This window comes from Pseudomonas sp. LB3P58 (genome assembly GCF_054897895.1).
The window spans coordinates 5,177,299-5,197,785 of the sequence record NZ_JBUBVE010000001.1 but is presented as its reverse complement, the minus strand read 5'-3'; the positions used below and the strand labels follow the sequence as shown (position 1 = coordinate 5,197,785).

Below are 20,487 nucleotides of genomic sequence, written 5' to 3'. Positions count from 1 at the left end.
ATGTTGTTTTTAAAGAGCAAGATCAAAAGATCGCAGCCTCGTTTCACTCGACAGCTCCTACCAGAAGCGGGTCTCAGCTGCGCAAGTGAGTGAGGGGCAGTTCAGTGCTGTTGAGCACCTGATTCAACACAAAACTCGACCGCACACTCGTCACCCCTTCAATCCGGGTGAGGTGTCCCAGCAGCAATTTCTGATAATGATCCATGTCCGGCACGACGACCTTGAGCTGATAGTCGGCATCCATCCCGGTCACCAGGCTGCATTCCAGCACCTGCGGCAACGTACGAATCGCCGCTTCGAAGTTCTCGAACCGCTCTGGCGTATGCCGGTCCATGCCGATCAATACGTAAGCCGTCAGGCTCAAACCGAGCATCTTGCGGTCCAGCAGGGCCACCTGGCGGGAGATGTAACCGTCGTCTTCCAGTTGCTTGACCCGGCGCGAGCAAGGCGAAGGCGACAGGCCGATGCGTTCGGCCAACTCCTGATTGGAGATGCGCGCGTCACGCTGCAATTCCGCCAAAATGCTCAGGTCGTATCGGTCGAGTTTGCTCATCAATCAGGCCTTTGTCATAACTATTGCGGTGGATTATCTATCCAGGGTTAAAAATTGCGCAAGTGATGTTTATTTGAGCAATCTTCGCAATCCTCTGCCGGCGCCGCGAGCCTATTCTTATCACCAGAATCACTGCTCGGACAAACAGTCCAGTGCGGCTCGCCCAATCAGGCCAGCTGCGGTCGCCACCCCCACCGGGGATGAGTCGGCCCCCGAGCTACACACTGTCCAGAAGACGGCGTGAGGTGAGCCGACGTCATAAGCGTCGAGCACGGACGAAGTTCTCTAAAGGGAGGCCGACGGGTCTCCCTTTTCTTTTGCCCGGAATTTGACGACGGCGCTCAATAAATAAGTTTCGCGACTGATAACCTGTTGCAGAACCGGCCGGTGCTTTCCCAGTCTTACGTACAGGCCCTAACCCGCAGTGAGGAAAAGCATGAAGTCGCGCATCTGGCGTTTGGCCGGTGTTGGTTTGCTGTGTATCAGTGTCACTGCGCAATCGCTGGCCGATGAGCCGCAAACCCGTGGCCCCGATGGCGGTCAACACGGGTCGGATGGCCACCAGGGAAACAATCAGGGCCATGGCGGAAATAATCAGCCGCGCCCGCAGAACAATCCGCAGCAGAATAACCAGCCGCGTGCGCAGAATAACGAAATCATTCGTGGCGACAACAGTCGTCAGTTCGAGCACAACGACCAGAATCAGAACAACGGCCAGTGGCAGAACCAGTCCCGGCCGCAGCACGATTACAACAATCCGGTTCGCTCGCCGCCCCCACCTCCGCAGTTGCCAGCCAATGACCTGCCGATTCAGGGCCGGCCCGATACCGTGCGCCAGACCCAGCAGCCGCAGCGTGGTTACTATCAGGACGTGCCGCGGCGCAACGATAACAACCAGCATTGGCAGAACAACGGTCCGCGTCCCGATGACCATCGCTGGGCCGGTCGCCCGGATGGGCACGGCAATGGCTGGGGTCCCGGCCCGCAGTACCGTCCCGGTCATGTGATCGATCGCTTCCCGGACCGTGATTACCGTGTGCCGTACCGTGGCCAGGATTACTTCTACTCCGGCGGCTACTGGTACCGCCCACAAGGCCCGCGTTATGTGGTGGTACAGCCGCCACGCGGGATTCGTGTCAGCTACTTGCCCGATTACGCGCGTGAAATGTGGATCGGTGGCGCGCTGTTGTTCCTGGCGGCCGGTTCTTATTACGCCTATCAGGAAAGCACTCAGGATTACGTCGTGGTCGAGCCGCCCGTGCAACCGCAGCCGCAACCGGTCAGCAATGGTTATGACGTGGTGGCTTATCCGGCCAACGGTCAGTCGCCAGAGCAGGTCAATCAGGACGGTTACGAGTGCTATCAATACGCGGTGCAGCAGAGTGGCTTCGATCCGCGAACGGCCACCTACCAGCCGGACCCGTCGGTGGTACAAGCCTACCGACAGGCCCAGGGCAACTGCCTGAGCAGTCGCGGCTATCAGGTTTCTTTCTGAGACTTGCCTGCCAGCACCACTTCCTGCGGGTCGGCGTGCACCAGCACTTCGGCTCGCGGGTACGCGGCATGAATGGCATCGGCGGCTTGGTCGCTGATGCCGTGAGCGACTGACAGGGTCAAATCCCCCGGCAATTCCAGGTGCAACTGCACGAACCACTGGTTGCCGGAAATTCGTGTGCGCAGGTCGTGCGCCCCCAATACTCCCGGTACGCTGCAGGCCAGTTCGAGCATGTGCTGGCTGACGTCTGACGGCAGTTCTTCATCCATCAGCACTGTAAAGCTTTCCCGGGCGATATGAATCGCGCTCCAGAGAATGTAGACGGCAATCCCCAAACCGAACCAAGGGTCGACCTGATGCCAGCCAAACCCGGCGAGCACCAGCGCCACCAGAATGCTGCCGTTGAGCAGCAGGTCCGAACGGTAATGCAAGGAATCGGCGCGCACCGCGTTGGAACCGGTCGCCTTGACGACCCGATGTTGCAACATCAGCAGGGCCAGGGTCAGCACCAGGGAAAACACAATCACCCCGATACTGATCCACGGCGCCCCCACCGGTTCCGGGTGTTTCAGTCGATCGATCGCCTGCAAGGCAATCAGCACCGCACTGCCGCCAATGAACAACGCCTGAGCCATGCCCGCCAGCGACTCGGCTTTGCCATGGCCGTAACGGTGATCATCGTCGGCCGGGCGCAAGGCGTAATGCACCGCGAGCAGGTTGAGCAGCGAGGTGACGCCGTCGAGGGCCGAGTCGGTCAGCCCGGCGAGCATGCTCACCGAACCGCTCAACCACCAGGCGATGGCTTTGGCGACGATCAGCGTGCACGCCACCGCCACCGAGGCACGGGTCGCCAGCCGCAGCAGGCGGGCATGTTCGGAGCTTGCGATCATAGGTGCTGTCGTTCCTTCTTATGCACGGATTACGCGGCGGGTTGCAGGCCGAACATGGCCAGTTGCTGGGCGCTGCCCTTGTGCTGGATCAGGCGCGGGTCATCCAGCGGGAAGCTGCGGCCCAGTTCGGTTTCGAGAATAGTCTGCAACTTGTGGTTATCGACCTTGCCGTCGGCGCCGATGGCTTCCTTGAGTTTTTCCGGGGCCACCTGGGCGGTCTTGCCGGGCTCGAAGTAAATCGCGCCGGTGGCGAAGTCCACGGCGAACGCGATCAGGCCGGGAATGATGTAGAACAGCAAGCCCACGGCATCCAGCGCGGCGATGGCCGGGTCGATCTTGCCGTCAATCTGACCGCGACGGTCAGGGTAGAAAATCGATCCGCAAGCGGTCACCTGGGTCAGCAACGTCGCGACCAATACACCGCCAATCAAACGAAAGGGAACACGCATATGAAATCTCCTGAGTCATCTGGAAAACGAAGCGTCGTCGATATGAATTAGGACAGCAACGAGCGACAAGCAGTTCGCCGTTATACTCGGCCCTCTGTTTGGGAGCCAGCATGATTTCTTTGCCGATTGATGAAGTTTTACCCGCCCTGCGTGAAGCCTTGGCTACACGCCACGAAGCCGTGCTCGAAGCACCGCCCGGCGCCGGTAAAACCACCCGCGTGCCGTTGGCCTTGCTCAACGAGCCCTGGTTGGCCGGGCAGACCATTCTGATGCTCGAACCGCGCCGTTTGGCCGCGCGGGCAGCAGCGGAGCGTCTGGCCAGTGAGCTGGGCGAGAGGGTCGGCGAAACCGTCGGCTATCGCATTCGTCTCGACAGCAAAGTCGGCCCCAAAACCCGTATCGAAGTGGTCACCGAAGGGATTCTGACCCGACGCTTGCAGGACGACCCGGCGCTCGAAGGCGTAGGTTTGCTGATCTTCGACGAATTCCACGAGCGCAGCCTCGACGCCGATCTGGCGCTGGCCTTGAGCCTGAATGGCCGCGAGCTGTTTCGTGACGATCAACCGCTGAAAATCCTGTTGATGTCGGCAACGCTGGAAGGCGAACGCCTGGCCGGGTTGCTCGATGATGCGCCGATCCTGCGCAGCGAAGGCCGCATGTACCCGGTGGCGATGCGCTGGGGCCGACCGTTCCAACCGGGTGAATTCATCGAGCCGCGTCTGGTGCAGACCATTCTCGAAGCCTTGAATGATGAAACAGGCAGTGTGCTGGTGTTCCTGCCGGGGCAGGCGGAAATCCGTCGGGTGCATCAACAACTCGCCGATGCACTGGGTGAGAGCACACAGGTTCTGCTCTGCCCATTGCACGGTGAACTGGACCTCGCCGCCCAGCGCGCCGCGATCGATCCGGCCCCCGCCGGCAAACGCAAAGTGGTGCTGGCGACCAACATCGCCGAGACCAGCCTGACCATCAACGGCGTGCGTGTGGTAATCGATGCCGGGTTGGCGCGGGTGCCGCGTTTCGATCCGGGCAGTGGCATGGCCCGCCTCGATACTCAACGTATTTCCAAAGCCAGCGCCACTCAGCGCGCGGGCCGGGCAGGGCGGCTGGAACCGGGCGTGTGTTATCGGTTGTGGTCGCAAGACCAGCACGAGCAACTGGCGGCCTATGCCAGTGCGGAAATTCTCTCGGCGGACCTTGCCGGATTAGCGTTGCAACTCGGTCGTTGGGGCGTGACACCGGGGCAATTGGTGTGGCTCGACGTGCCGCCCGCGGCCGCTTATGCACAGGCTCAGGACTTGCTTGATCGCCTGGGCGCATTGGACGGCGAAGCGCTGACCCGTCACGGCCAGGCGATGGCCGAACTGCCAGCGCATCCGCGTATCGCGCATTTGCTGTTGCGCGGTCAGGCGCTCGGCTTGGCCGACATGGCCTGCGATGTCGCGGCCTTGCTCGGCGAGCGAGATATTTTGCGTGGCGCCGGGGCGGATCTGCACAGCCGATTGGTGCTGTTGTCCGGTGAAGAACGGGCCGCACGCGGCGCTCAGGGTGGCGTGCAACGTGCCCGGCAACTGGCGCGGCAATACCGCGGCTATCTGCGGGGCAAGGCGTCGGAACCGGTCAGCGATCCGGATCATCCGCGCTGGCTCGGCGCACTGCTGGCGTTGGCCTATCCCGACCGCGTTGCCCAGCAGCGTCGTGCCGGTGGCGCGGAGTATCGCCTGGCCAACGGTCGCGCAGCGCTTTTCGCCGAAGCCGACAGTTTGATGAAGCAACCGTGGCTGGTGATCGCCGATCTCGGCAGTCGTCAGGGCCAGCGTGAAGAACGCATTTATCTGGCGGCGGATTTCGATCCGGCGCTGTTCGATTCAGTGTTGGCCGAACAGGTGCGCTACGTCGATCAACTGGATTGGGACGAGCGCGAAGGCGTGTTGCGCGCCGAGCGGCAGCGTAAGGTTGGTGAATTGATCCTCAGCCGCGAGCCGTTGACCGGACTCGATGAGACCGCCCGCAGTCAGGCGCTGGTGAACCTGGTACGCCGCAAAGGTCTGGAGCTGTTGCCCTGGACTCCAGAGCTGCGTCAGTGGCAAGCGCGAGTGGCGTTGCTGCGACAGCTGGACCTCAGCAGTAAAGATCAGAGTGAATGGCCGGATGTCAGCGATGCTGCATTGCTCAAAAGTCTCGAACACTGGTTGATGCCGTATCTGGGCAAAGTTTCGCGGCTCAGTCACTTCGGTAATCTGGACTTGTCGAGCATCGTCCATAACCTGTTGCCGTGGCCACTGCCGCAACGGCTCGATGAGCTGGCGCCGCATCATTTGAGCGTGCCATCGGGTTCATCGATTCGTCTGGATTACAGCGAGCAGCCGCCGATTCTGGCGGTGCGGTTGCAGGAGCTGTTCGGCCTGGCCGAAACCCCGCGGATTGCCGGTGGCCGGCAGGTGGTCAAACTGCATTTGCTGTCCCCGGCGCGGCGACCGGTGCAGGTGACCCAGGATCTGGCGAACTTCTGGCGCAGCACGTATGCCGAGGTGAAGAAGGATTTGAAGGGGCGGTATCCGAAGCACTACTGGCCGGATGACCCGCTGGTGGCCGAGGCGACCGCTCGAATCAAACCCCGTAAAAGCTGAAGATCTTTTGACGTTGATGTTCAAGAGGCGGCTTTCGCGGTCAATTGTTCCCGGCAATAGTCGGCAAACAACTGCGCCGGTTTGGTCAGTTGCCCGCGCTTGAGCCACGCCGCCACCAGCCCTGAGCCGGTGATGTCTTCGACGATGTCCACGCACACCACTTTCTGGCCGTCATAGGTGCATTCCGAATGCGGCCGGGTGACCAGGATCGAGAAGCCGAACCCTTGCCCGACCATGCCCCGGACCATCTCGATCGACGGTGAGCTGAAGGCAATGTTCGGCGTCAGTCCCAACTCTTCGAACAGGCTGACGAAGTAGGTCCTGCTCGGTTGCACGTCCAGCAAAATCATCGGCTCCAGGCACAGGTCACGCAGCGACACTTGTTTCAGCTGAGCAAAGCGATGATCCGCCGGCAGCAGCGCATAAGGTCGCTGCGCCGGCATCAAGGGTTCGGTCTGGATAGTGGCGTCGAGGTCGTGTTCATACAGGATCGCCAGGTCGAAGGTGCCCGAGGTCAGGCCTTGCACCAACTCTTGCTGTTCGCCGTCGCGGATACGGATTTTTACCCCCGGATACAGCGCCGAGAACCCGGCAATCAACTGCGGCAGGTACAGCGGCGCGACCGTTTCGAAGCAACCGATATCGATTTGCCCGGCCACCACGTCGTTGTCGGCGAGGGCGTTCTGTTCGAACTCCTTGGCCATGCGCAACAGTTCCTGTGCCTTGCGGTAGAAGCGTGCGCCGCTGGGGGTCAAGGACACGCCCTGGGCGTGATGACGGATCAGCAGTTGCACGCCGAAGCTGTCTTCCAGGCCTTTGATCGCCGTGGAAATCGCCGGTTGGGCGATGTACAGCTTGCGCGAGGCCTCGGCGACGCTGCCGCATTCGACGGTGGTGATGAAGTACTTCAATTGACGCAGGTTGTAGGCAGCCACGGCAAACCTCGGGGTGGATGATTTCGACATCCAGGCAATTTTCGCGCCGACTGCATCCGTTCTGACGACGGTGTTGTTATGCCTGAACAATAACCACATACCGCGCCAGCGGGGAGATTAGCTGCCCAGTTTTTTCATGGTCTGCGAAGACATTTTTACTATTTTTCCTGGACACAGGCCTGGGCCACCATCCAATCCACAAGAAAGCCCAAGGAGCATCTGAACGTGTTCGAGCTTACATTCTGGCAAAACAAAGCCGCTGCGCTGCAGTTTCCCGATCAAGCCGTGATCGACGGCAAACCCCGCGCGGCGCAGTCGGGGCAGACCTTCGCCGCGATCAACCCCGCCACCGGCCAGTGCCTGGCCAACGTGGTCGCGTGCGGCGATGAAGAGGTGGACGCCGCGGTGCGCAATGCGCGGCAAGTGTTCGAGGCCGGCACCTGGTCGGCGCGTTCGCCGAATGAGCGCAAGCAAGTGCTGTTGCGCTTGGCCGATCTGATCATGACCCACCGTGAAGAACTGGCGCTGCTCGATTCGCTGAACATGGGCAAACCGGTGATGGACGCCTACAACATCGACGTGCCGGGCGCCGCCGGGGTGTTTCGCTGGTACGCCGAAAGCCTCGACAAACTCTATGACCAGATCGCGCCGAGTGCGCAGAACGTGCTGGCGACCATCACCCGCGAAGCGCTGGGCGTGGTCGCTGCCGTGGTGCCATGGAATTTCCCGCTGGACATGGCCGCCTGGAAACTCGCACCTGCGTTGGCGGCGGGTAATTCGGTGATCCTCAAGCCCGCCGAGCAATCACCGTTTTCCGCCTTGCGTCTGGCCGAGCTGGCGCTGGAAGCCGGCCTGCCAGCCGGCGTGTTGAACGTGTTGCCGGGGCTCGGCGAGCAGACCGGCAAAGCCCTCGGTCTGCACCCGGACGTCGATTGCCTGGTGTTCACCGGCTCCACCGAAGTCGGCAAATATTTTATGCAGTATTCCGCGCAATCCAACCTGAAACAGGTGTGGCTGGAGTGCGGCGGCAAGAGCGCCAATCTGGTGTTCGCTGATTGTCAGGACCTTGACCTCGCCGCCGAGAAAGCCGCGTTCGGGATCTTCTTCAATCAAGGTGAAGTCTGCTCGGCCAACTCGCGGTTGTTGGTGCAGCGTTCTATTCATGACGAGTTCGTCGAGCGCCTCAAAGCACACGCCGAACGTTGGCAGCCGGGCGACCCGCTGGACCCGTCGAGCCGCGCCGGGGCGATTGTCGACAGCCGCCAGACCGCACGCATCATGAAGTTCATCCAACAGGCCGAACGCCAAGGCGCAACGAAACTTTGTGGCGGTCGACAGTCGATTTTCAACGGCTCCGACAACTTCATTCAGCCGACGATTTTCACCGGCGTGAGCCGGGACATGCCGCTGTTTCGCGATGAAGTGTTCGGCCCGGTGCTGGCGGTCACGGCGTTCGATGACGAGGCACACGCCTTGCAGCTGGCCAACGACAGCGTCTACGGTTTGGCCGCGTCGCTGTGGACCGACGACCTCAATCGCGCCCACCGCGTGGCGCGGCAATTGCGAGCCGGCACGGTGTCGGTCAACAGTGTCGACGCGCTGGACGTGACCGTGCCTTTCGGCGGCGGAAAGCAATCCGGTTTCGGCCGCGACCTTTCACTGCATTCATTCGATAAATACACCCAGTTGAAGACCACCTGGTTTCAGCTGCGCTCATAACAGCCGCTAATAACAAAACGGAGAACTGGCGATGACCACACCACGTGAAACCCGCGACTACCAGGCCGCCGACGCTGCGCACCACATCCACGCATTCGTCGATCAAAAAGCGCTCAACGATGAAGGGCCTCGGGTGATGGTCCGTGGCGAGCGTCTGCATCTGTGGGACAACGATGGTCGGCGTTACCTCGACGGCATGTCCGGGCTGTGGTGCACCAACCTCGGTTACGGCCGCAAGGATCTGGCTGCTGCGGCGACTCGGCAGCTGGAGCAGTTGCCGTACTACAACATGTTTTTCCACACCACCCACCCGCAGGTGATCGAGCTGTCGGAGCTGCTGTTCAGCCTGTTGCCGGGGCACTACAGCCACGCGATCTACACCAACTCTGGCTCCGAGGCCAACGAGGTGCTGATCCGCACCGTGCGCCGTTACTGGACGATCCTCGGCAAGCCCGAGAAGAAAATCATGATCGGTCGCTGGAACGGTTATCACGGCTCGACGCTGGCGGCGACGGCGCTCGGCGGCATGAAGTTCATGCACGAAATGGGCGGCATGATTCCCGACATCGAACACATCGATGAGCCGTACTTTTTCGCCCACGAGGGCAGCCTGACCCCGGCTGAATTTGGCCTGCGGGCGGCGCAGCAACTCGAAGCGAAGATTCTCGAACTCGGTGCGGACAAGGTCGCCGGGTTCATCGCCGAACCGTTCCAGGGCGCGGGCGGGATGATCTTTCCACCAGAGAGTTACTGGCCGGAAATTCAGCGGATCTGCCGCCAGTACGATGTGCTGTTGTGCGCCGACGAAGTGATCGGTGGCTTCGGTCGGACCGGCGAATGGTTCGCCCACGAGCACTTCGGTTTCGAGCCGGACACGCTGTCGATCGCCAAGGGTTTGACCTCGGGTTACATCCCCATGGGCGGTCTGATTTTGTCGAAGAAAATGGCTCAGGTACTGGTGGAGCAGGGCGGGGTGTTTGCCCACGGCTTGACCTATTCCGGGCACCCGGTGGCGGCGGCGGTGGCCATCGCCAACCTCACGGCATTGCGTGATGAAGGGGTGGTGGCGCGGGTCAAGGATGACATCGGGCCGTACCTGCAACAGTGCTTGCGCGAGGTGTTCGGCAAGCACCCGTTGGTGGGCGATATTCAGGGTGTCGGCATGGTGGCGGCGTTGCAATTGGCTGAAGACAAAACCAGTCGCAAGCGCTTTGCCAACGAGAACGACATTGCCTGGCGTTGCCGCACGATTGGCTTTGAAGAGGGGGTGATTATTCGCTCGACACTGGGACGGATGATCATGGCGCCGGCGTTGATTGCCAGTCGTGAAGAGGTGGATGAGCTGGTTGGCAAAACTCTGAAAGCCGTTGATCGTACGGCACAGGAATACGGTCGGCTCTGACGCTGCCGGAAGGTCCTTCGGACCTTATCGCGAGCAGGCTCGCTCCCACATTGGATTTGTGATCGACACAGATCCAGTGTGGGAGCGAGCCTGCTCGCGATTGCTATGGCACATCCACCACACCTCTCCAGGCTTTTGCACCCACCTCGGGCATCCCCGTCCACAGCGCCCTTTCGCAGTGCGCGCTACCCAGTTTTTTCATCACTCCCATCGACATATTTCCTAATTTTCCTAATCCCCGCCTTGGGCCAACATCGACCTCGCCAGTCAGCCAAACGCTGCTCGCCGAAAGGTCCATCAGAGACCTCAGGTGGCAGCACTTCTCCAAGGCCGCTGGCCGTACTGCCCATGACAAAACTAAATCAACAGCTTTGGGAGTGCTCCATGATCAAGTCCTTGCTTACCCGCTTCGCACATCCACTGGCGGTCACCGCCATTGCCGCGACGGTCGCTACCAGCGCCCAGGCCGGCACCCTCTCTATCGGCCACACCACGTGGGTCGGTTACGGCACGCTCTACCTGGCTCAGGACCTGGGCTATTTCAAGGAAAACGGTTTGACCGTCGAATTACCCGTCGTCGAAGAGGCTTCGATGTACATGGCCGCGCAAGCCTCGGGCGAGTTGTCGGGCTCGGCGTCGACCATCGACGAAGTGCTCAAATACCGTCCGCAATTCTGCTTCAAGGCTGTAGCTGCACTGGACGACAGCCATGGTGGCGACGGTGTTTTGGTCGGCAAGGACGTCAAGAGTCTGCAGGAGCTGAAAGGCAAAGCCGTGGCGGTGAACGAAGGTTCGACTTCGCAGTTCTGGCTGTCTTACCTGCTGAAAAAACACGGCATGAAAATGAGCGACATCACCGTGCAGAACATGACGGCCGACGACGCCGCTACCGCGTTCATCGCCGGTCGCGTGCCAGCCGCGGTGACGTGGGAACCGCACCTGTCGATGGTTCGCAGCAAGCAACAAGGCAAGGTGCTGATCGATAGCAGTAGCACGCCGGGAGTGATTGTCGACGTGGTCGCGCTCAACTGCACAGTCATCGAGAAACAGCCGGAAGACGTCAAGGCCTTGGTGGCCGGTCTGTACAAGGCGGTCCAGTACACCAAGGACCATCCGCAAGAAGCTTACAAAATCATGGCCAAAGGCGTCGGCGGTTACCTCGCCGATCCGAAGGAATTGGCCGCTGCCGCGCAAGGCGTGCGCTTCTACGATCAGGCCATGAGTGAAAAACTCCTCGGCTCGCCGGGCAAGCCGGGCGACAGCGAACCGCTGATCAAACTGGCCAACGAGACCGCCAGTGAATTGCAGGGCAAACCTTACAGCGTCAGCAATGACGACCTGATCGACAACCGCTTCGTCAGCCCGCTCTAGGAGGTTTGCATGTTCAAGCGCAATTCATGGCTGAGCCGCTGCATCACGCCCAAGACCGGCTTGCCGGTTTCAGTGATCTGGAGCGCGAGCGGTCTGGCCTGGGTGTTATTGGTCGGCCTGTGGGCCGGGTTGTCTTACGGTGGCGTGGTGCCGGGCATGTTCCTGCCGACACCGGGCGCGGTGGTCGAGGCCGCCGTGCGCCTGAGCCGCGACGGCACGCTCGGTCTGCATGTGTGGGCCAGCCTCGAAGTGGTGATGGTCGGTTTCATCGTGTCGTCGCTGGTGGCGGTGCCGTTGGGGTTGTTGATGGGCAGCTTTCGCATCGTCCAGGCGTTCCTTGAGCCGATGGTCAATTTCATCCGATACCTGCCGGTAACTTCGTTCGTGCCGCTGTTCATTCTGTGGATCGGCATCGGTCTGGAGCAGCGGGTTTCGGTGATCATCTTCGGCGTGTTCTTCCAGCAACTGGTGATGATCGCGGACGTGTCCAAAGGCATCTCCAAGGACCTGATCAACGCGTCTTACACCTTGGGTTCAAACCGTCGCGATGCGGTGCTGCATGTGATCGCCCCGGCGTCGTTGCCGGGTGTGCTCGACACCTTGCGCGTGACCATGGGCTGGGCCTGGACTTACCTGGTGGTCGCCGAGCTGGTCGCGGCCTCCAGCGGTCTGGGTTACTTGAGCCTCAAAGCCATGCGCGGCTTTCAAGTGGATGTGATTTTCCTGGCTATCGCGATCATCGGTCTGTTGGGCCTGGTCACCGATCAACTGTTCCGTTTTCTCCGTCTGAGGATCGCCGCATGGGCTCAGTAAGCGCCGTCAACCCTCGTTTCGTCACGCCACAGGCCGCCCCGGTGCACGCCGCGCCACGGCTGCAAGTGGACAAGGTCAGCCTTCGCTATCAAAAGCCCGATGGTGGCGTGTTCACCGCGCTGGATCAGGTGTCGTTTGAAGTGCCAGATCAACAATTTGCCGTACTGGTCGGGCCTTCGGGGTGCGGCAAGTCGAGTTTGCTGTACCTCACCGCCGGATTGAATGAGCCCACGGAAGGCGAGATCTATGTCGGTGGCCAGCAAGTTCAAGGACCGGGCGCGGATCGCGGCATGGTGTTCCAGAGCTATACGCTGTTTCCGTGGCTGACCGTGCGGCAGAACGTCGAGTTCGGTCTCAAGCGTCGCGGAATGGCCGCCGCTCAGCGCAAGGAAATCGTCGACTACTACGTCAACGAAGTCGGCCTGACCGGGTTTGCCGACAACTACGCCAAGCAGCTGTCCGGCGGCATGATGCAGCGCGTCGCCATTGCTCGGGCGCTGGCCAACGATCCGCAAATCCTGCTGATGGACGAGCCATTTGGTGCACTCGACAGTCAGACGCGTCTGCAAATGCAGCAACTGTTGTTGCGGGTCTGGGGCAATAGCAAGAAGACTGTGTTGTTCGTGACCCACGATATCGACGAGGCGATTCTGCTGGGCGACCGGGTCTACGTGATGGGCGCTCGGCCGGGTCGGATCAAGCAGATTCTGGACGTGCCGATCGAACGCCCACGGACCCTGGACATGGTCATGGAGCGCTCGTTCATCGACATGAAGCGCAAGATCTTCGGGCTATTGCACGATGAGCTGGAGGAGGAACATTGACCGTGCACAAATCCCTGTGGGAGCGGGCTTGCTCGCGAAGGCGATTTATCATTCAACATTGATGTCGGCTGACCCACCGCTTTCGCGAGCAAGCCCGCTCCCACAGGTTTTGCATCGTTAGTTGGCGGGTAAAAGGAAACGGGCGATCACCGGCAAGTGATCGGAGATCCGCAGGGTGTCGTCCTGCCTCACCGTCGCCTCGACCCGTTTGATCCGCGGACTGTAGAACAGGTAGTCGACAGTCCGGTCCGGGCCGTTCAAGCCCGGATCATTCGGGTAATGGGTCAGCCACTGCGCCCGGTCGATGCCGCTGGCTTCGTTGTTGGTCGGGATCATCGGGTATTTGTCCCACAGCACATGCAGCGCGCTGTCGGCGGAGTAGGGCGTGCGTTGCTCGTCGGGCAGGCGTCGATATTGCCCCAGCGGCAACAGGTTGAAGTCCCCACCGATCAACCACGGCGTGCCGCGGCTTTCGAACTTGTCGAGGACTTTGACCGTGGCCGTCACCTGGGATTGCAGTGTTTCGTCGGGCGGGACAACGCGGTCCAGATGGGTGTTGAGCACCGCTATCTGACCGCCGCCGCTCAACGGCAGATACGTGACCAACAAGGCATTTTTCGGTTTGAACTGGCGGGTGATGAAATTGGCTGGTGCGACCGGTAATTGCAGGCGTTCGGCATGTTCGATCTGGTAGCGGCTGAGGGTGGCCAGTTGCCGGCCGACGCTGCCGAAGATGTGCGGTTCAGGCACGAAGTCGGCTTTCCAGTCGAAGGCGTGCGCGTTGCACGGATACAGGTCCGCGACTCGCTCCTGAAGCAGTTTGAACTGGTTTTGGTAATCGCTGGCCTTGGCGCCGTCATCGAGCTCCTGCAACAGCACGACGTCCGGTTGTTCGTCGCGGATCACCCGCGCCACTTCATCGAGGCTGAAGGCCATGTCTTCGGGCGTGGGTTTTTCGTCATTGCCGGCCGCCAGGTCATTCCAGAACACGTAGCGTTTTCCCGCCAGGTACTGGACGTTCCACGTCATCACCTTCAACGCCTGACCGGGCACCAGCGTCGGTGCCTGGGCGTTGCAACTGACCGGCAAGGCTTCCTTGGCTTCGGGGCGCCAGGTCAGGTTGTAGATCAGGGCAATCAGGCCGGCCACGGTCAACAGGCCCAGCAGGGTGTAGCGCAGTAGACGGGTCATGGCTCGGCTTATAGCGTTACAAAAGTTGACCCCGAGCATAACCGACAGACGGGCTTAAGCCCACGGGTGGAGCGGTCAGAGCGGGCCGTCAATTTTCTCGGGCACATCGTCGATCAGCATGAACAAGCGGAACAGCACCACACTGACGAACAGTTGCAGGAAGCTGTGGGCGCTGTCGATCAGCAGCGATATCACCGGGTTCTGCGGTTCGGGATAGACCGCCAGGGTTGCGCCCTTGAGCACCCACAACGGGCCCATCACACAGAGAATGCACACCAGAATGCGCAGGAAGTTGCCGCGGCTCAGGCGCAGGCTTTCCTTCATCGCCGCTAGCGGGGCGAAGCCGCGCAGCACCAGCAGGTACTCGCCAAACGCCAGGGTCACCATCAGCCAGATGCCCGGCAGGAAATACAGCGACAGGCCGATCAGGATCAACAAGGTATTGAGGGCGGTGAGCAGGGCGAAGCGCGGCCACAGGTAGGCGGCCCTCGCCAGCAGGTCGCGATTGCGCGGTGACTCGCCCCGGCTGCGGGCATCGAGAAACAGAATCAGCGCGGCGGTGTACAGCGGGTAGACCAGCAGGCCGACAATCACGCTGATACCGGGAAAGCTGTCCGGCTCGGTGGAGTGGTCGACCACTTGCTGGAGGACCGCCTCGAAGATTACCAGCGGCAGGCACAGCCGCACGATCTGGCCCAGATTGCGCTTGAAGAAGTACAGAGAGTCACGCAGCACATCGAACGAATTCATCAGTCGGTATCGCAGGTTGAAAGCAGTGGCCCACTTTAACCGATGAAGCGCTTTGGGGCGCAAACGTAAACGTTCGGTAAAGACCATTGAAACATCCTGTATCAGCCTCCATTACAGATGAGCACCTTATCCACAGTGGATAAGGGCGACGATATTCCCGGCAATCTACGAGGTCGCCATGAACAGCGAAGAACAAACCCTGATCGATGGACTGTTTTCCCGGCTGCAACAGGCCGAAACGGACTCAGCCCCGCGCGACGCCCAGGCCGAGGCGCGGATCAAGGAACACCTGACTCGCCAGCCTACGGCAGGCTATTTCATGACCCAGGCGATTCTGGTGCAAGAGGCCGCCATCAAAAGCCTCGACGAACAGAACAAACAACTCGCCCAGCAAGTCCAGCAATTGCAGGCCGAACTGCAATCGGCCAAGGCTCAGCCTGCGGCTGCGGCGCCGAGCAGCGGTGGCTTCTTGTCGAGCATCTTCGGTGGCGGTTCCCGTGATCCGCAGCCAGCGCCTACCCAAAGTCCACCCGCATCGAGTGGTGGCGGCTGGCGTGAACCGGCACGGCCGTCGTTCAACTCGCAGCCGCCACAACAGAACTTCGGTGCAGCGCCGCCTCAGCAGAATTACGCCCCGCAACAGCCTGCCGGCAGCGGTTTCCTCGGTGGTGCGCTGAAAACCGCCGCTGGTGTGGCCGGTGGCGTGATGCTGGCGCAAGGCATCAGCAGCCTGTTCCATCACAATCAGCAGCCGGAAGTGGTTGAAGTGATCAAGGAAGAACCGGCTCAGGTCAATGATCAGAGCGGTGACAAGGGCTGGGGCGATGATCAGCGTGTGGCTGACAACTCCAGTGATCAGGGCGGTTTTACCGACGCCGACTACAGCGATGACAGCTCATCGTTCTTCGGCGGCGACGACGATTCCTTCGTCTGATACGCCATTCGTCCGGAGCGCTGCGGCGCTTCGGGCCGATTATTCGCGGAACAATCCTTCAGGCTGGCATACTGGGCAACTTTTCGGGCCTGGTGCCTGATCCTGCCCGCGCTCCGGCGCGCCAACGAGGATGACCGGTGAAAAAAATCGCAGTGTTCGCCGATGTTCAGAACCTCTATTACACCGTGCGTCAGGCCTATGGTTGCCATTTCAACTATGCCGCGCTGTGGGCTGATATCAGCAAGCAGGGCGATATCGTCGAGGCCTATGCCTACGCCATCGATCGCGGCGACAGCAAACAACAGCAATTCCAGCAGATCCTGCGCAACCTCGGCTTCGTCGTGAAGCTCAAGCCCTACATCCAGCGCAGCGATGGCTCGGCCAAGGGCGACTGGGATGTGGGCATCACCCTCGACATCATGGACGCCGCCGATCATGTCGACGAAGTGGTGCTGGCCTCCGGTGACGGTGATTTCGACATGTTGCTGGAGCGCATCATCACCAAGCACGGGGTGCAAGCCGTGGCCTACGGCGTACCGGGCCTGACGGCCAACTCGCTGATCCGCGCCGCCAGCCGCTACGTGCCGATCGAAGGCGCGTTGCTGCTCAAGAATTGATTTTTACGGAGTTGAAACAGGTTTGGAACGCATAGCAGTCATCGACTTTGAAACCACCGGGATCTCCCCGAGCAGCAGCTGCCGGGCCACGGAAATTGCCGTGGTGATCCTTGAACAGGGGCGCATCGTCGAGCGTTACCAAAGCCTGATGAATGCCGGCGTGCGCGTCCCGGCCTTTATCGAACAACTCACCGGCATCAGCAATGCGATGCTGCGCACCGCGCCATCGGCCGAGCAGGTGATGAACGAAGTCAACGAATTCGTCGGCATCACACCGTTGCTGGCTCACAACGCCGCGTTCGACCAGAAGTTCTGGGACTTTGAGCTGGGGCGGATCAAACGCACACGCTTGCAGAACTTTGCCTGCTCGCTGCTACTCGCCCGCCGTTTGATGCCCGCCGCGCCGAACCACAAACTCGGCACGCTTACCACGTTCGCCAACCTGCCTCACACCGGTAAAGCTCACCGGGCCATGGCCGATGCCGAGATGGCGGCCAACCTGACGGCGCATTTGGCGCAGGAGCTGCGGCAGAAGCATGGGTTGCGCGAGTTGTCCCATGATCTGCTGGTCAGCTTGCAGAAAGTGCCGGCGGCGAAGATCAATGAGCATCTGAAGCGGCATCGCGGGTTCTGACACCCACCACAAATCCCCTGTAGGAGCTGAGCTTGCTCGCGATGGCGGCGTGTCAGACGACATCAATGTTGAATTATAAAGTGCTACCGCAAAACGAACTCTACTCCCGTCGTTAGCCCACTTATTCAATTTATTCTCACGTGAATAAGTGGGCTTCATCTTTGTCGAAATTCATTGTCTGATGGTTCTCAGAACGGAATGTCGTCATCAAAAGGGTCGTATATAGGTTCTACCGCTTCGAAGTTAATTATTGCGTCTGAAAGTTCTAAGCTCCAGTCAGTCCAAGGACTGCTATCTCTTATTGCTTTGAAAAATCGCTCATCTCCATTTTTTTAGCTTACTTGTAAAAAGGTCATCGTATCCAAATGGGAATGTGTCGGATAAGCTTGCCATGCTTGAAAAAATATATTTTAAGATGTAGTCCTCGCGCTCAGTGCTTGATGATTCCAAGCTGTCCGAAATGGCTCTGAGTGCTTCTTGTTTTAATGAGATTTGTGAAAATATCGAAATTATCCACGTGCCTAGTGAACCGTCTCGTACGCGCTTCTGTTTGGCGTTATATTTACCCTCTTTTACTGATCTGATCAGACGGTTTTCGATTCGGAGTCGAGCAGTCTCGTGCAGGTTTTTCCAGCAAGTTTTTCCTAGAGTACCGATTACAACTCTTATGGTCGCTTCGTCATCAGCTATTTTTAGTTCTTCTGAAATAACTTCATATGCTTGGGCGCGCTCGTCATCTGAAAGTTTCGGTAGTAACGCGTTGAAGAAGTGGCGGAGGTTGTCGATTTTTCCGGAATTCTTAGCGCGATATACGTCAAGAAATGTTTCTAAGCGCTGGCTGGTCGGTATTTCTTCAACTAGCAGTTCTGAATAACGTGCTTGTGGAACGAAATCCGGGTCCAGTATTCTTTTTATAAAGTCTTCTCTAGAGAATTGTGATTTTGCTAAGTCGAGTTGGCGAACAATGTATCCGAGAAAAATAATTATGATTTGTGCGTCTTCCTCGCTATCAGCAGTTTTTTCATGGCTTCGAGGATTTCGAAATGTTTGATAGATTCCTCGCAGTAGTTGCTCCATCCCCCTTTGTACATTCCACTCTGATTCACTTTGGAGTTTGTTGAGCTTGATTTTTGGTGTGGCTCCTCCAAGAGCAGTGCCTATAAGAGCTGCGCCATCTCCCTCTGATCCTGATTTTTTTCGTATTAGGTCACTTAAGAAATGAAATGCATCTAAAATTGCTCCGGTAAAATTTCGCTTTTCATAGTTTGTTCTTATCGATGCCCAAAGCTCTGCTGGTATGTTCGTCTCAAGATTCAAATCGCTCTCCTTAATATGTTTGAGGATTCACGCTGAGCAAGCTCTGAGCTGTGTTCATCTCATGAGCTGAAAAATATCTGTTAAACACAGAGTTTACTTCTAGCTCATCTCTGCATTTTCTTCATTTAATTCGTGCTGGTCGTTCGCCTGGTAAGCTGAATAGCCTTCAATCGGCAAGCGGTGTCTGCAGATTTTTTTTGCTTCCATCCTGCGATAGATACGTTTCGGTAGGCGGAGAAATGACTCTGTTTAACGACGCCTTCGGGTTGATGATCGGTCCTACCGAACATTAGGGATTATCCGTCTTGCCCCCCCTGTGCTGCACCGCTAATCTCTTGGCCGTCGCTGCAAAATCAGCGATCGGGACTGCAAGCCCGCCGATAATTTGTTGGGCGCCTACCAGCGCACCTATAATCGCGTCGCTTTACTTGGCGACCATCGATTTATGGTGGCTGTGTGCGGGAGACTTTCGGGTCTGCCGAGGTTGCCTAACGACTCGGTCTTGCAGACCCGCACACAGCTGCCACCCATCATCTGCAAGTGATGCTGGCATCCCCAACGTTCGTTAGGATATTTGCCATGATCAAAGTTACCCCGAATCCCCCTGATGATTTAGTTCAGTCCGCCGTCGCGGCGTTCGCAGCTCAATTCGTACCCCAAACATTTATTCGTCATCACATCCAGCTACGAGCACTGTTGCTGCATGCGGAGGCGTGGTTCTGTGCCCGCGATATCGGGCGGCTGATGGGGATGGAGCTAAACGGGCGGCAAGCGCTCAAGCTTGATGCGGATCAGCGGCAAGTGATGCGACTGTCTGGAAGCGATGACGCGCAAGAAACCTTGATGCTCAGTGAGTCTGGCGTTTACGCGATGCTGGTTTATCACTACTGCCCGGAAAACCGCCATTTGCGACGTTGGTTGACCCACCATGTGGTGCCGATGTTGCGGGAGGAGGCGGGGCCCGTTTCGACTCAAGCGCCGCATATGCGGGCGATGGAGTGGGCGGGCGGAACGCTGCGGCTGCTGCATTGGCGCAAAGAACCTTGGGTTCGCCTGCGGGATATGCCTGGTTTGTTGTCTGCAAGTTACAGCGGCGTTTAACAGATCGCTTCGCGGGCAAGCCCGCTCCCACAGGAATGAGGTAACACCTGTGGGAACGGGTTGTTAACCAGGCTCACCGGGCCATGGCCGATGCCGAGATGGCGGCCAACCTGACGGCGCATTTGGCGCAGGAGCTGCGGCAGAAGCATGGGTTGCGCGAGTTGTCCCATGATCTGCTGGTGAGCTTGCAGAAAGTGCCGGCGGCGAAGATTAATGAGCATCTGAAGCGCCATCGCGGGTTCTGACTGAAACACCGCTGAACCCCTGTAGGAGCTGCCGAGTGAAACGAGGCTGCGATCTTTTGACTTAGCTTTAAGAAACAAGATCAAAAGATCGCAGCCTCGTTTCACTCGACAGCTCCTACTTGCCATTCCCTTCCAACTGCCCCAGCGGCACGCGCTTTTCGATGGCGCTCGACAATACGATCGACGTCTTGCTGAACCCGAACTTGGCGATCCGGTTGATCAACTCTTCCAGCTCCGGCATCGAACCCACGGCCGCTTGCATGATCACGCACGGATCACCCGTCACCCGGTGGCACTCGGTCAGTTGTGGGATTTTGATCAGGTCGTCGTAGGCCTTCTGATTACCGTGCTGGTTCAAACGCAGTTCGATGACGCACTGGATCGGCAAGCCCAGCTTGGCCATGTCGACTTTCGCCTGGTAACCGGTGATCACCCCGCTGGTTTCCAGTTTGGCGACGCGCTCGGCCACGGCCGGAGCGGACAGATTCACTTTGCGCGCCAGGTCGGCGTAGGACGCACGACCGTTTTCCAACAGGGCGCTGAGGAGCATGCGGTCGTATTTGTCCATCGTCGGACTCCTGAAAAATGACTGACTTTCGAAAACACGGTTTATAGCG

At 59.1% G+C, this 20,487-nt stretch carries 19 protein-coding genes and 1 pseudogene; 12 read left to right on the top strand and 8 right to left on the bottom strand.

Translation table 11 applies throughout. The features are described from left to right. Positions 1 to 73 precede the first annotated feature (73 nt). The gene (locus ACYZTZ_RS24220; protein ID WP_007937367.1) at positions 74 to 553 is read right to left on the bottom strand and encodes an Lrp/AsnC family transcriptional regulator; all 480 of its coding nucleotides are present in this window, start codon (positions 551 to 553) and stop codon (positions 74 to 76) included. 436 nt (positions 554 to 989) lie between these two features. On the opposite strand from ACYZTZ_RS24220, the gene ACYZTZ_RS24215 reads away from it, so the two are divergent. Next, positions 990 to 2,048 carry a DUF6515 family protein gene (locus ACYZTZ_RS24215; RefSeq protein WP_461999931.1) on the top strand — a complete coding sequence of 353 codons (1,059 nt, stop codon included), beginning with the start codon at positions 990 to 992 and terminating at the stop codon, positions 2,046 to 2,048. Here the strand turns inward: ACYZTZ_RS24215 and ACYZTZ_RS24210 are convergent. Both ACYZTZ_RS24210 and ACYZTZ_RS24205 read right to left on the bottom strand, forming a co-directional pair. Further along, positions 2,033 to 2,938 (bottom strand): cation diffusion facilitator family transporter, encoded by a 906-nt coding sequence (locus ACYZTZ_RS24210; protein WP_461999930.1) that lies wholly within the window; start codon positions 2,936 to 2,938, stop codon positions 2,033 to 2,035. The two genes, ACYZTZ_RS24215 and ACYZTZ_RS24210, sit on opposite strands and share 16 nt — an antisense overlap. A 29-nt stretch (positions 2,939 to 2,967) precedes the next feature. Next, a complete protein-coding gene (locus ACYZTZ_RS24205) occupies positions 2,968 to 3,387 on the bottom strand; it encodes a hypothetical protein (RefSeq protein ID WP_046056587.1) in 420 nt (139 codons plus the stop codon). A gap of 110 nt (positions 3,388 to 3,497) precedes the next feature. On the opposite strand from ACYZTZ_RS24205, the gene hrpB reads away from it, so the two are divergent. Then, positions 3,498 to 6,017 (top strand): ATP-dependent helicase HrpB, encoded by a 2,520-nt coding sequence (gene hrpB, locus ACYZTZ_RS24200; protein ID WP_461999929.1) that lies wholly within the window; start codon positions 3,498 to 3,500, stop codon positions 6,015 to 6,017. Positions 6,018 to 6,037: 20 nt separating this feature from the next. Here the strand turns inward: hrpB and ACYZTZ_RS24195 are convergent, their stop codons facing one another. Beyond that, the gene (locus ACYZTZ_RS24195; protein ID WP_046048823.1) at positions 6,038 to 6,952 is read right to left on the bottom strand and encodes a LysR substrate-binding domain-containing protein; all 915 of its coding nucleotides are present in this window, start codon (positions 6,950 to 6,952) and stop codon (positions 6,038 to 6,040) included. A gap of 225 nt (positions 6,953 to 7,177) precedes the next feature. On the opposite strand from ACYZTZ_RS24195, the gene ACYZTZ_RS24190 reads away from it, so the two are divergent. From ACYZTZ_RS24190 to ACYZTZ_RS24170, 5 genes are all read left to right on the top strand, one after another. Next, positions 7,178 to 8,671, top strand: coding sequence for an aldehyde dehydrogenase (locus tag ACYZTZ_RS24190; RefSeq protein ID WP_461999928.1), 1,494 nt, complete (start codon positions 7,178 to 7,180; stop codon positions 8,669 to 8,671). A gap of 31 nt (positions 8,672 to 8,702) precedes the next feature. Next, positions 8,703 to 10,073 carry an aspartate aminotransferase family protein gene (locus ACYZTZ_RS24185; protein WP_461999927.1) on the top strand — a complete coding sequence of 457 codons (1,371 nt, stop codon included), beginning with the start codon at positions 8,703 to 8,705 and terminating at the stop codon, positions 10,071 to 10,073. 384 nt (positions 10,074 to 10,457) lie between these two features. Next, a complete protein-coding gene (locus tag ACYZTZ_RS24180; RefSeq protein WP_461999926.1) occupies positions 10,458 to 11,444 on the top strand; it encodes an ABC transporter substrate-binding protein in 987 nt (328 codons plus the stop codon). A gap of 9 nt (positions 11,445 to 11,453) precedes the next feature. Beyond that, positions 11,454 to 12,257, top strand: coding sequence for an ABC transporter permease (locus ACYZTZ_RS24175; protein ID WP_008149230.1), 804 nt, complete (start codon positions 11,454 to 11,456; stop codon positions 12,255 to 12,257). Continuing rightward, positions 12,245 to 13,081, top strand: coding sequence for an ABC transporter ATP-binding protein (locus tag ACYZTZ_RS24170; protein WP_046048732.1), 837 nt, complete (start codon positions 12,245 to 12,247; stop codon positions 13,079 to 13,081). The genes ACYZTZ_RS24175 and ACYZTZ_RS24170 overlap by 13 nt, the downstream gene beginning before the upstream one ends. Before the next feature lie 117 nt (positions 13,082 to 13,198). Here the strand turns inward: ACYZTZ_RS24170 and ACYZTZ_RS24165 are convergent, their stop codons facing one another. Both ACYZTZ_RS24165 and ACYZTZ_RS24160 read right to left on the bottom strand, forming a co-directional pair. Then, complete coding sequence (locus ACYZTZ_RS24165) at positions 13,199 to 14,272, bottom strand: endonuclease/exonuclease/phosphatase family protein (RefSeq protein ID WP_461999925.1); 1,074 nt, start codon at positions 14,270 to 14,272, stop codon at positions 13,199 to 13,201. A gap of 75 nt (positions 14,273 to 14,347) precedes the next feature. After that, positions 14,348 to 15,022: a YciC family protein gene (locus ACYZTZ_RS24160; protein WP_461999924.1), complete on the bottom strand. Its 675-nt coding sequence runs from the start codon at positions 15,020 to 15,022 to the stop codon at positions 14,348 to 14,350. A 178-nt stretch (positions 15,023 to 15,200) separates the two neighbouring features. Here ACYZTZ_RS24160 and ACYZTZ_RS24155 point away from each other — a divergent pair, with 178 nt between their 5' ends. From ACYZTZ_RS24155 to ACYZTZ_RS24145, 3 genes are all read left to right on the top strand, one after another. Further along, on the top strand, positions 15,201 to 15,956 hold the full coding sequence (locus ACYZTZ_RS24155; RefSeq protein ID WP_461999923.1) for a DUF2076 domain-containing protein: 756 nt from the start codon (positions 15,201 to 15,203) through the stop codon (positions 15,954 to 15,956). A gap of 137 nt (positions 15,957 to 16,093) precedes the next feature. Next, positions 16,094 to 16,573 (top strand): LabA-like NYN domain-containing protein, encoded by a 480-nt coding sequence (locus tag ACYZTZ_RS24150; protein ID WP_046048735.1) that lies wholly within the window; start codon positions 16,094 to 16,096, stop codon positions 16,571 to 16,573. Positions 16,574 to 16,595: 22 nt separating this feature from the next. Further along, positions 16,596 to 17,207, top strand: coding sequence for a 3'-5' exonuclease (locus ACYZTZ_RS24145; protein WP_046048736.1), 612 nt, complete (start codon positions 16,596 to 16,598; stop codon positions 17,205 to 17,207). Between the two features lie 318 nt (positions 17,208 to 17,525). Here the strand turns inward: ACYZTZ_RS24145 and ACYZTZ_RS24140 are convergent, their stop codons facing one another. Then, entirely contained in the window at positions 17,526 to 18,524 is a 999-nt protein-coding gene (locus tag ACYZTZ_RS24140) for a TIGR02391 family protein (protein ID WP_461999922.1), read from the bottom strand. 579 nt (positions 18,525 to 19,103) lie between these two features. Between ACYZTZ_RS24140 and ACYZTZ_RS24135 the strand changes: the two genes are divergently transcribed. Together ACYZTZ_RS24135 and ACYZTZ_RS24130 are read left to right on the top strand one after the other, a co-directional pair. Then, positions 19,104 to 19,625, top strand: coding sequence for a BRO-N domain-containing protein (locus ACYZTZ_RS24135; RefSeq protein ID WP_461999921.1), 522 nt, complete (start codon positions 19,104 to 19,106; stop codon positions 19,623 to 19,625). Positions 19,626 to 19,693: 68 nt separating this feature from the next. Continuing rightward, a pseudogene (locus tag ACYZTZ_RS24130) lies at positions 19,694 to 19,870 on the top strand (3'-5' exonuclease); the annotation flags it as partial. Between the two features lie 115 nt (positions 19,871 to 19,985). Here the strand turns inward: ACYZTZ_RS24130 and ACYZTZ_RS24125 are convergent. Next, complete coding sequence (locus tag ACYZTZ_RS24125; RefSeq protein ID WP_461999920.1) at positions 19,986 to 20,438, bottom strand: Lrp/AsnC family transcriptional regulator; 453 nt, start codon at positions 20,436 to 20,438, stop codon at positions 19,986 to 19,988. Positions 20,439 to 20,487: the final 49 nt, after the last annotated feature.

Excerpts from the sequence above, each read along its gene's own strand:
- hrpB (WP_461999929.1), top strand. The coding sequence starts at position 3,498 with ATGATTTCTTTGCCGATTGATGAAGTTTTACCCGCCCTGCGTGAAGCC.
- ACYZTZ_RS24215 (WP_461999931.1), top strand. The coding sequence starts at position 990 with ATGAAGTCGCGCATCTGGCGTTTGGCCGGTGTTGGTTTGCTGTGTATC.
- ACYZTZ_RS24125 (WP_461999920.1), bottom strand. The coding sequence starts at position 20,438 with ATGGACAAATACGACCGCATGCTCCTCAGCGCCCTGTTGGAAAACGGT.
- ACYZTZ_RS24135 (WP_461999921.1), top strand. The coding sequence starts at position 19,104 with ATGATCAAAGTTACCCCGAATCCCCCTGATGATTTAGTTCAGTCCGCC.
- ACYZTZ_RS24175 (WP_008149230.1), top strand. The coding sequence starts at position 11,454 with ATGTTCAAGCGCAATTCATGGCTGAGCCGCTGCATCACGCCCAAGACC.
- ACYZTZ_RS24160 (WP_461999924.1), bottom strand. The coding sequence starts at position 15,022 with ATGAATTCGTTCGATGTGCTGCGTGACTCTCTGTACTTCTTCAAGCGC.
- ACYZTZ_RS24180 (WP_461999926.1), top strand. The coding sequence starts at position 10,458 with ATGATCAAGTCCTTGCTTACCCGCTTCGCACATCCACTGGCGGTCACC.
- ACYZTZ_RS24170 (WP_046048732.1), top strand. The coding sequence starts at position 12,245 with ATGGGCTCAGTAAGCGCCGTCAACCCTCGTTTCGTCACGCCACAGGCC.
- ACYZTZ_RS24220 (WP_007937367.1), bottom strand. The coding sequence starts at position 553 with ATGAGCAAACTCGACCGATACGACCTGAGCATTTTGGCGGAATTGCAG.
- ACYZTZ_RS24210 (WP_461999930.1), bottom strand. The coding sequence starts at position 2,938 with ATGATCGCAAGCTCCGAACATGCCCGCCTGCTGCGGCTGGCGACCCGT.
- ACYZTZ_RS24165 (WP_461999925.1), bottom strand. The coding sequence starts at position 14,272 with ATGACCCGTCTACTGCGCTACACCCTGCTGGGCCTGTTGACCGTGGCC.
- ACYZTZ_RS24155 (WP_461999923.1), top strand. The coding sequence starts at position 15,201 with ATGAACAGCGAAGAACAAACCCTGATCGATGGACTGTTTTCCCGGCTG.
- ACYZTZ_RS24185 (WP_461999927.1), top strand. The coding sequence starts at position 8,703 with ATGACCACACCACGTGAAACCCGCGACTACCAGGCCGCCGACGCTGCG.
- ACYZTZ_RS24205 (WP_046056587.1), bottom strand. The coding sequence starts at position 3,387 with ATGCGTGTTCCCTTTCGTTTGATTGGCGGTGTATTGGTCGCGACGTTG.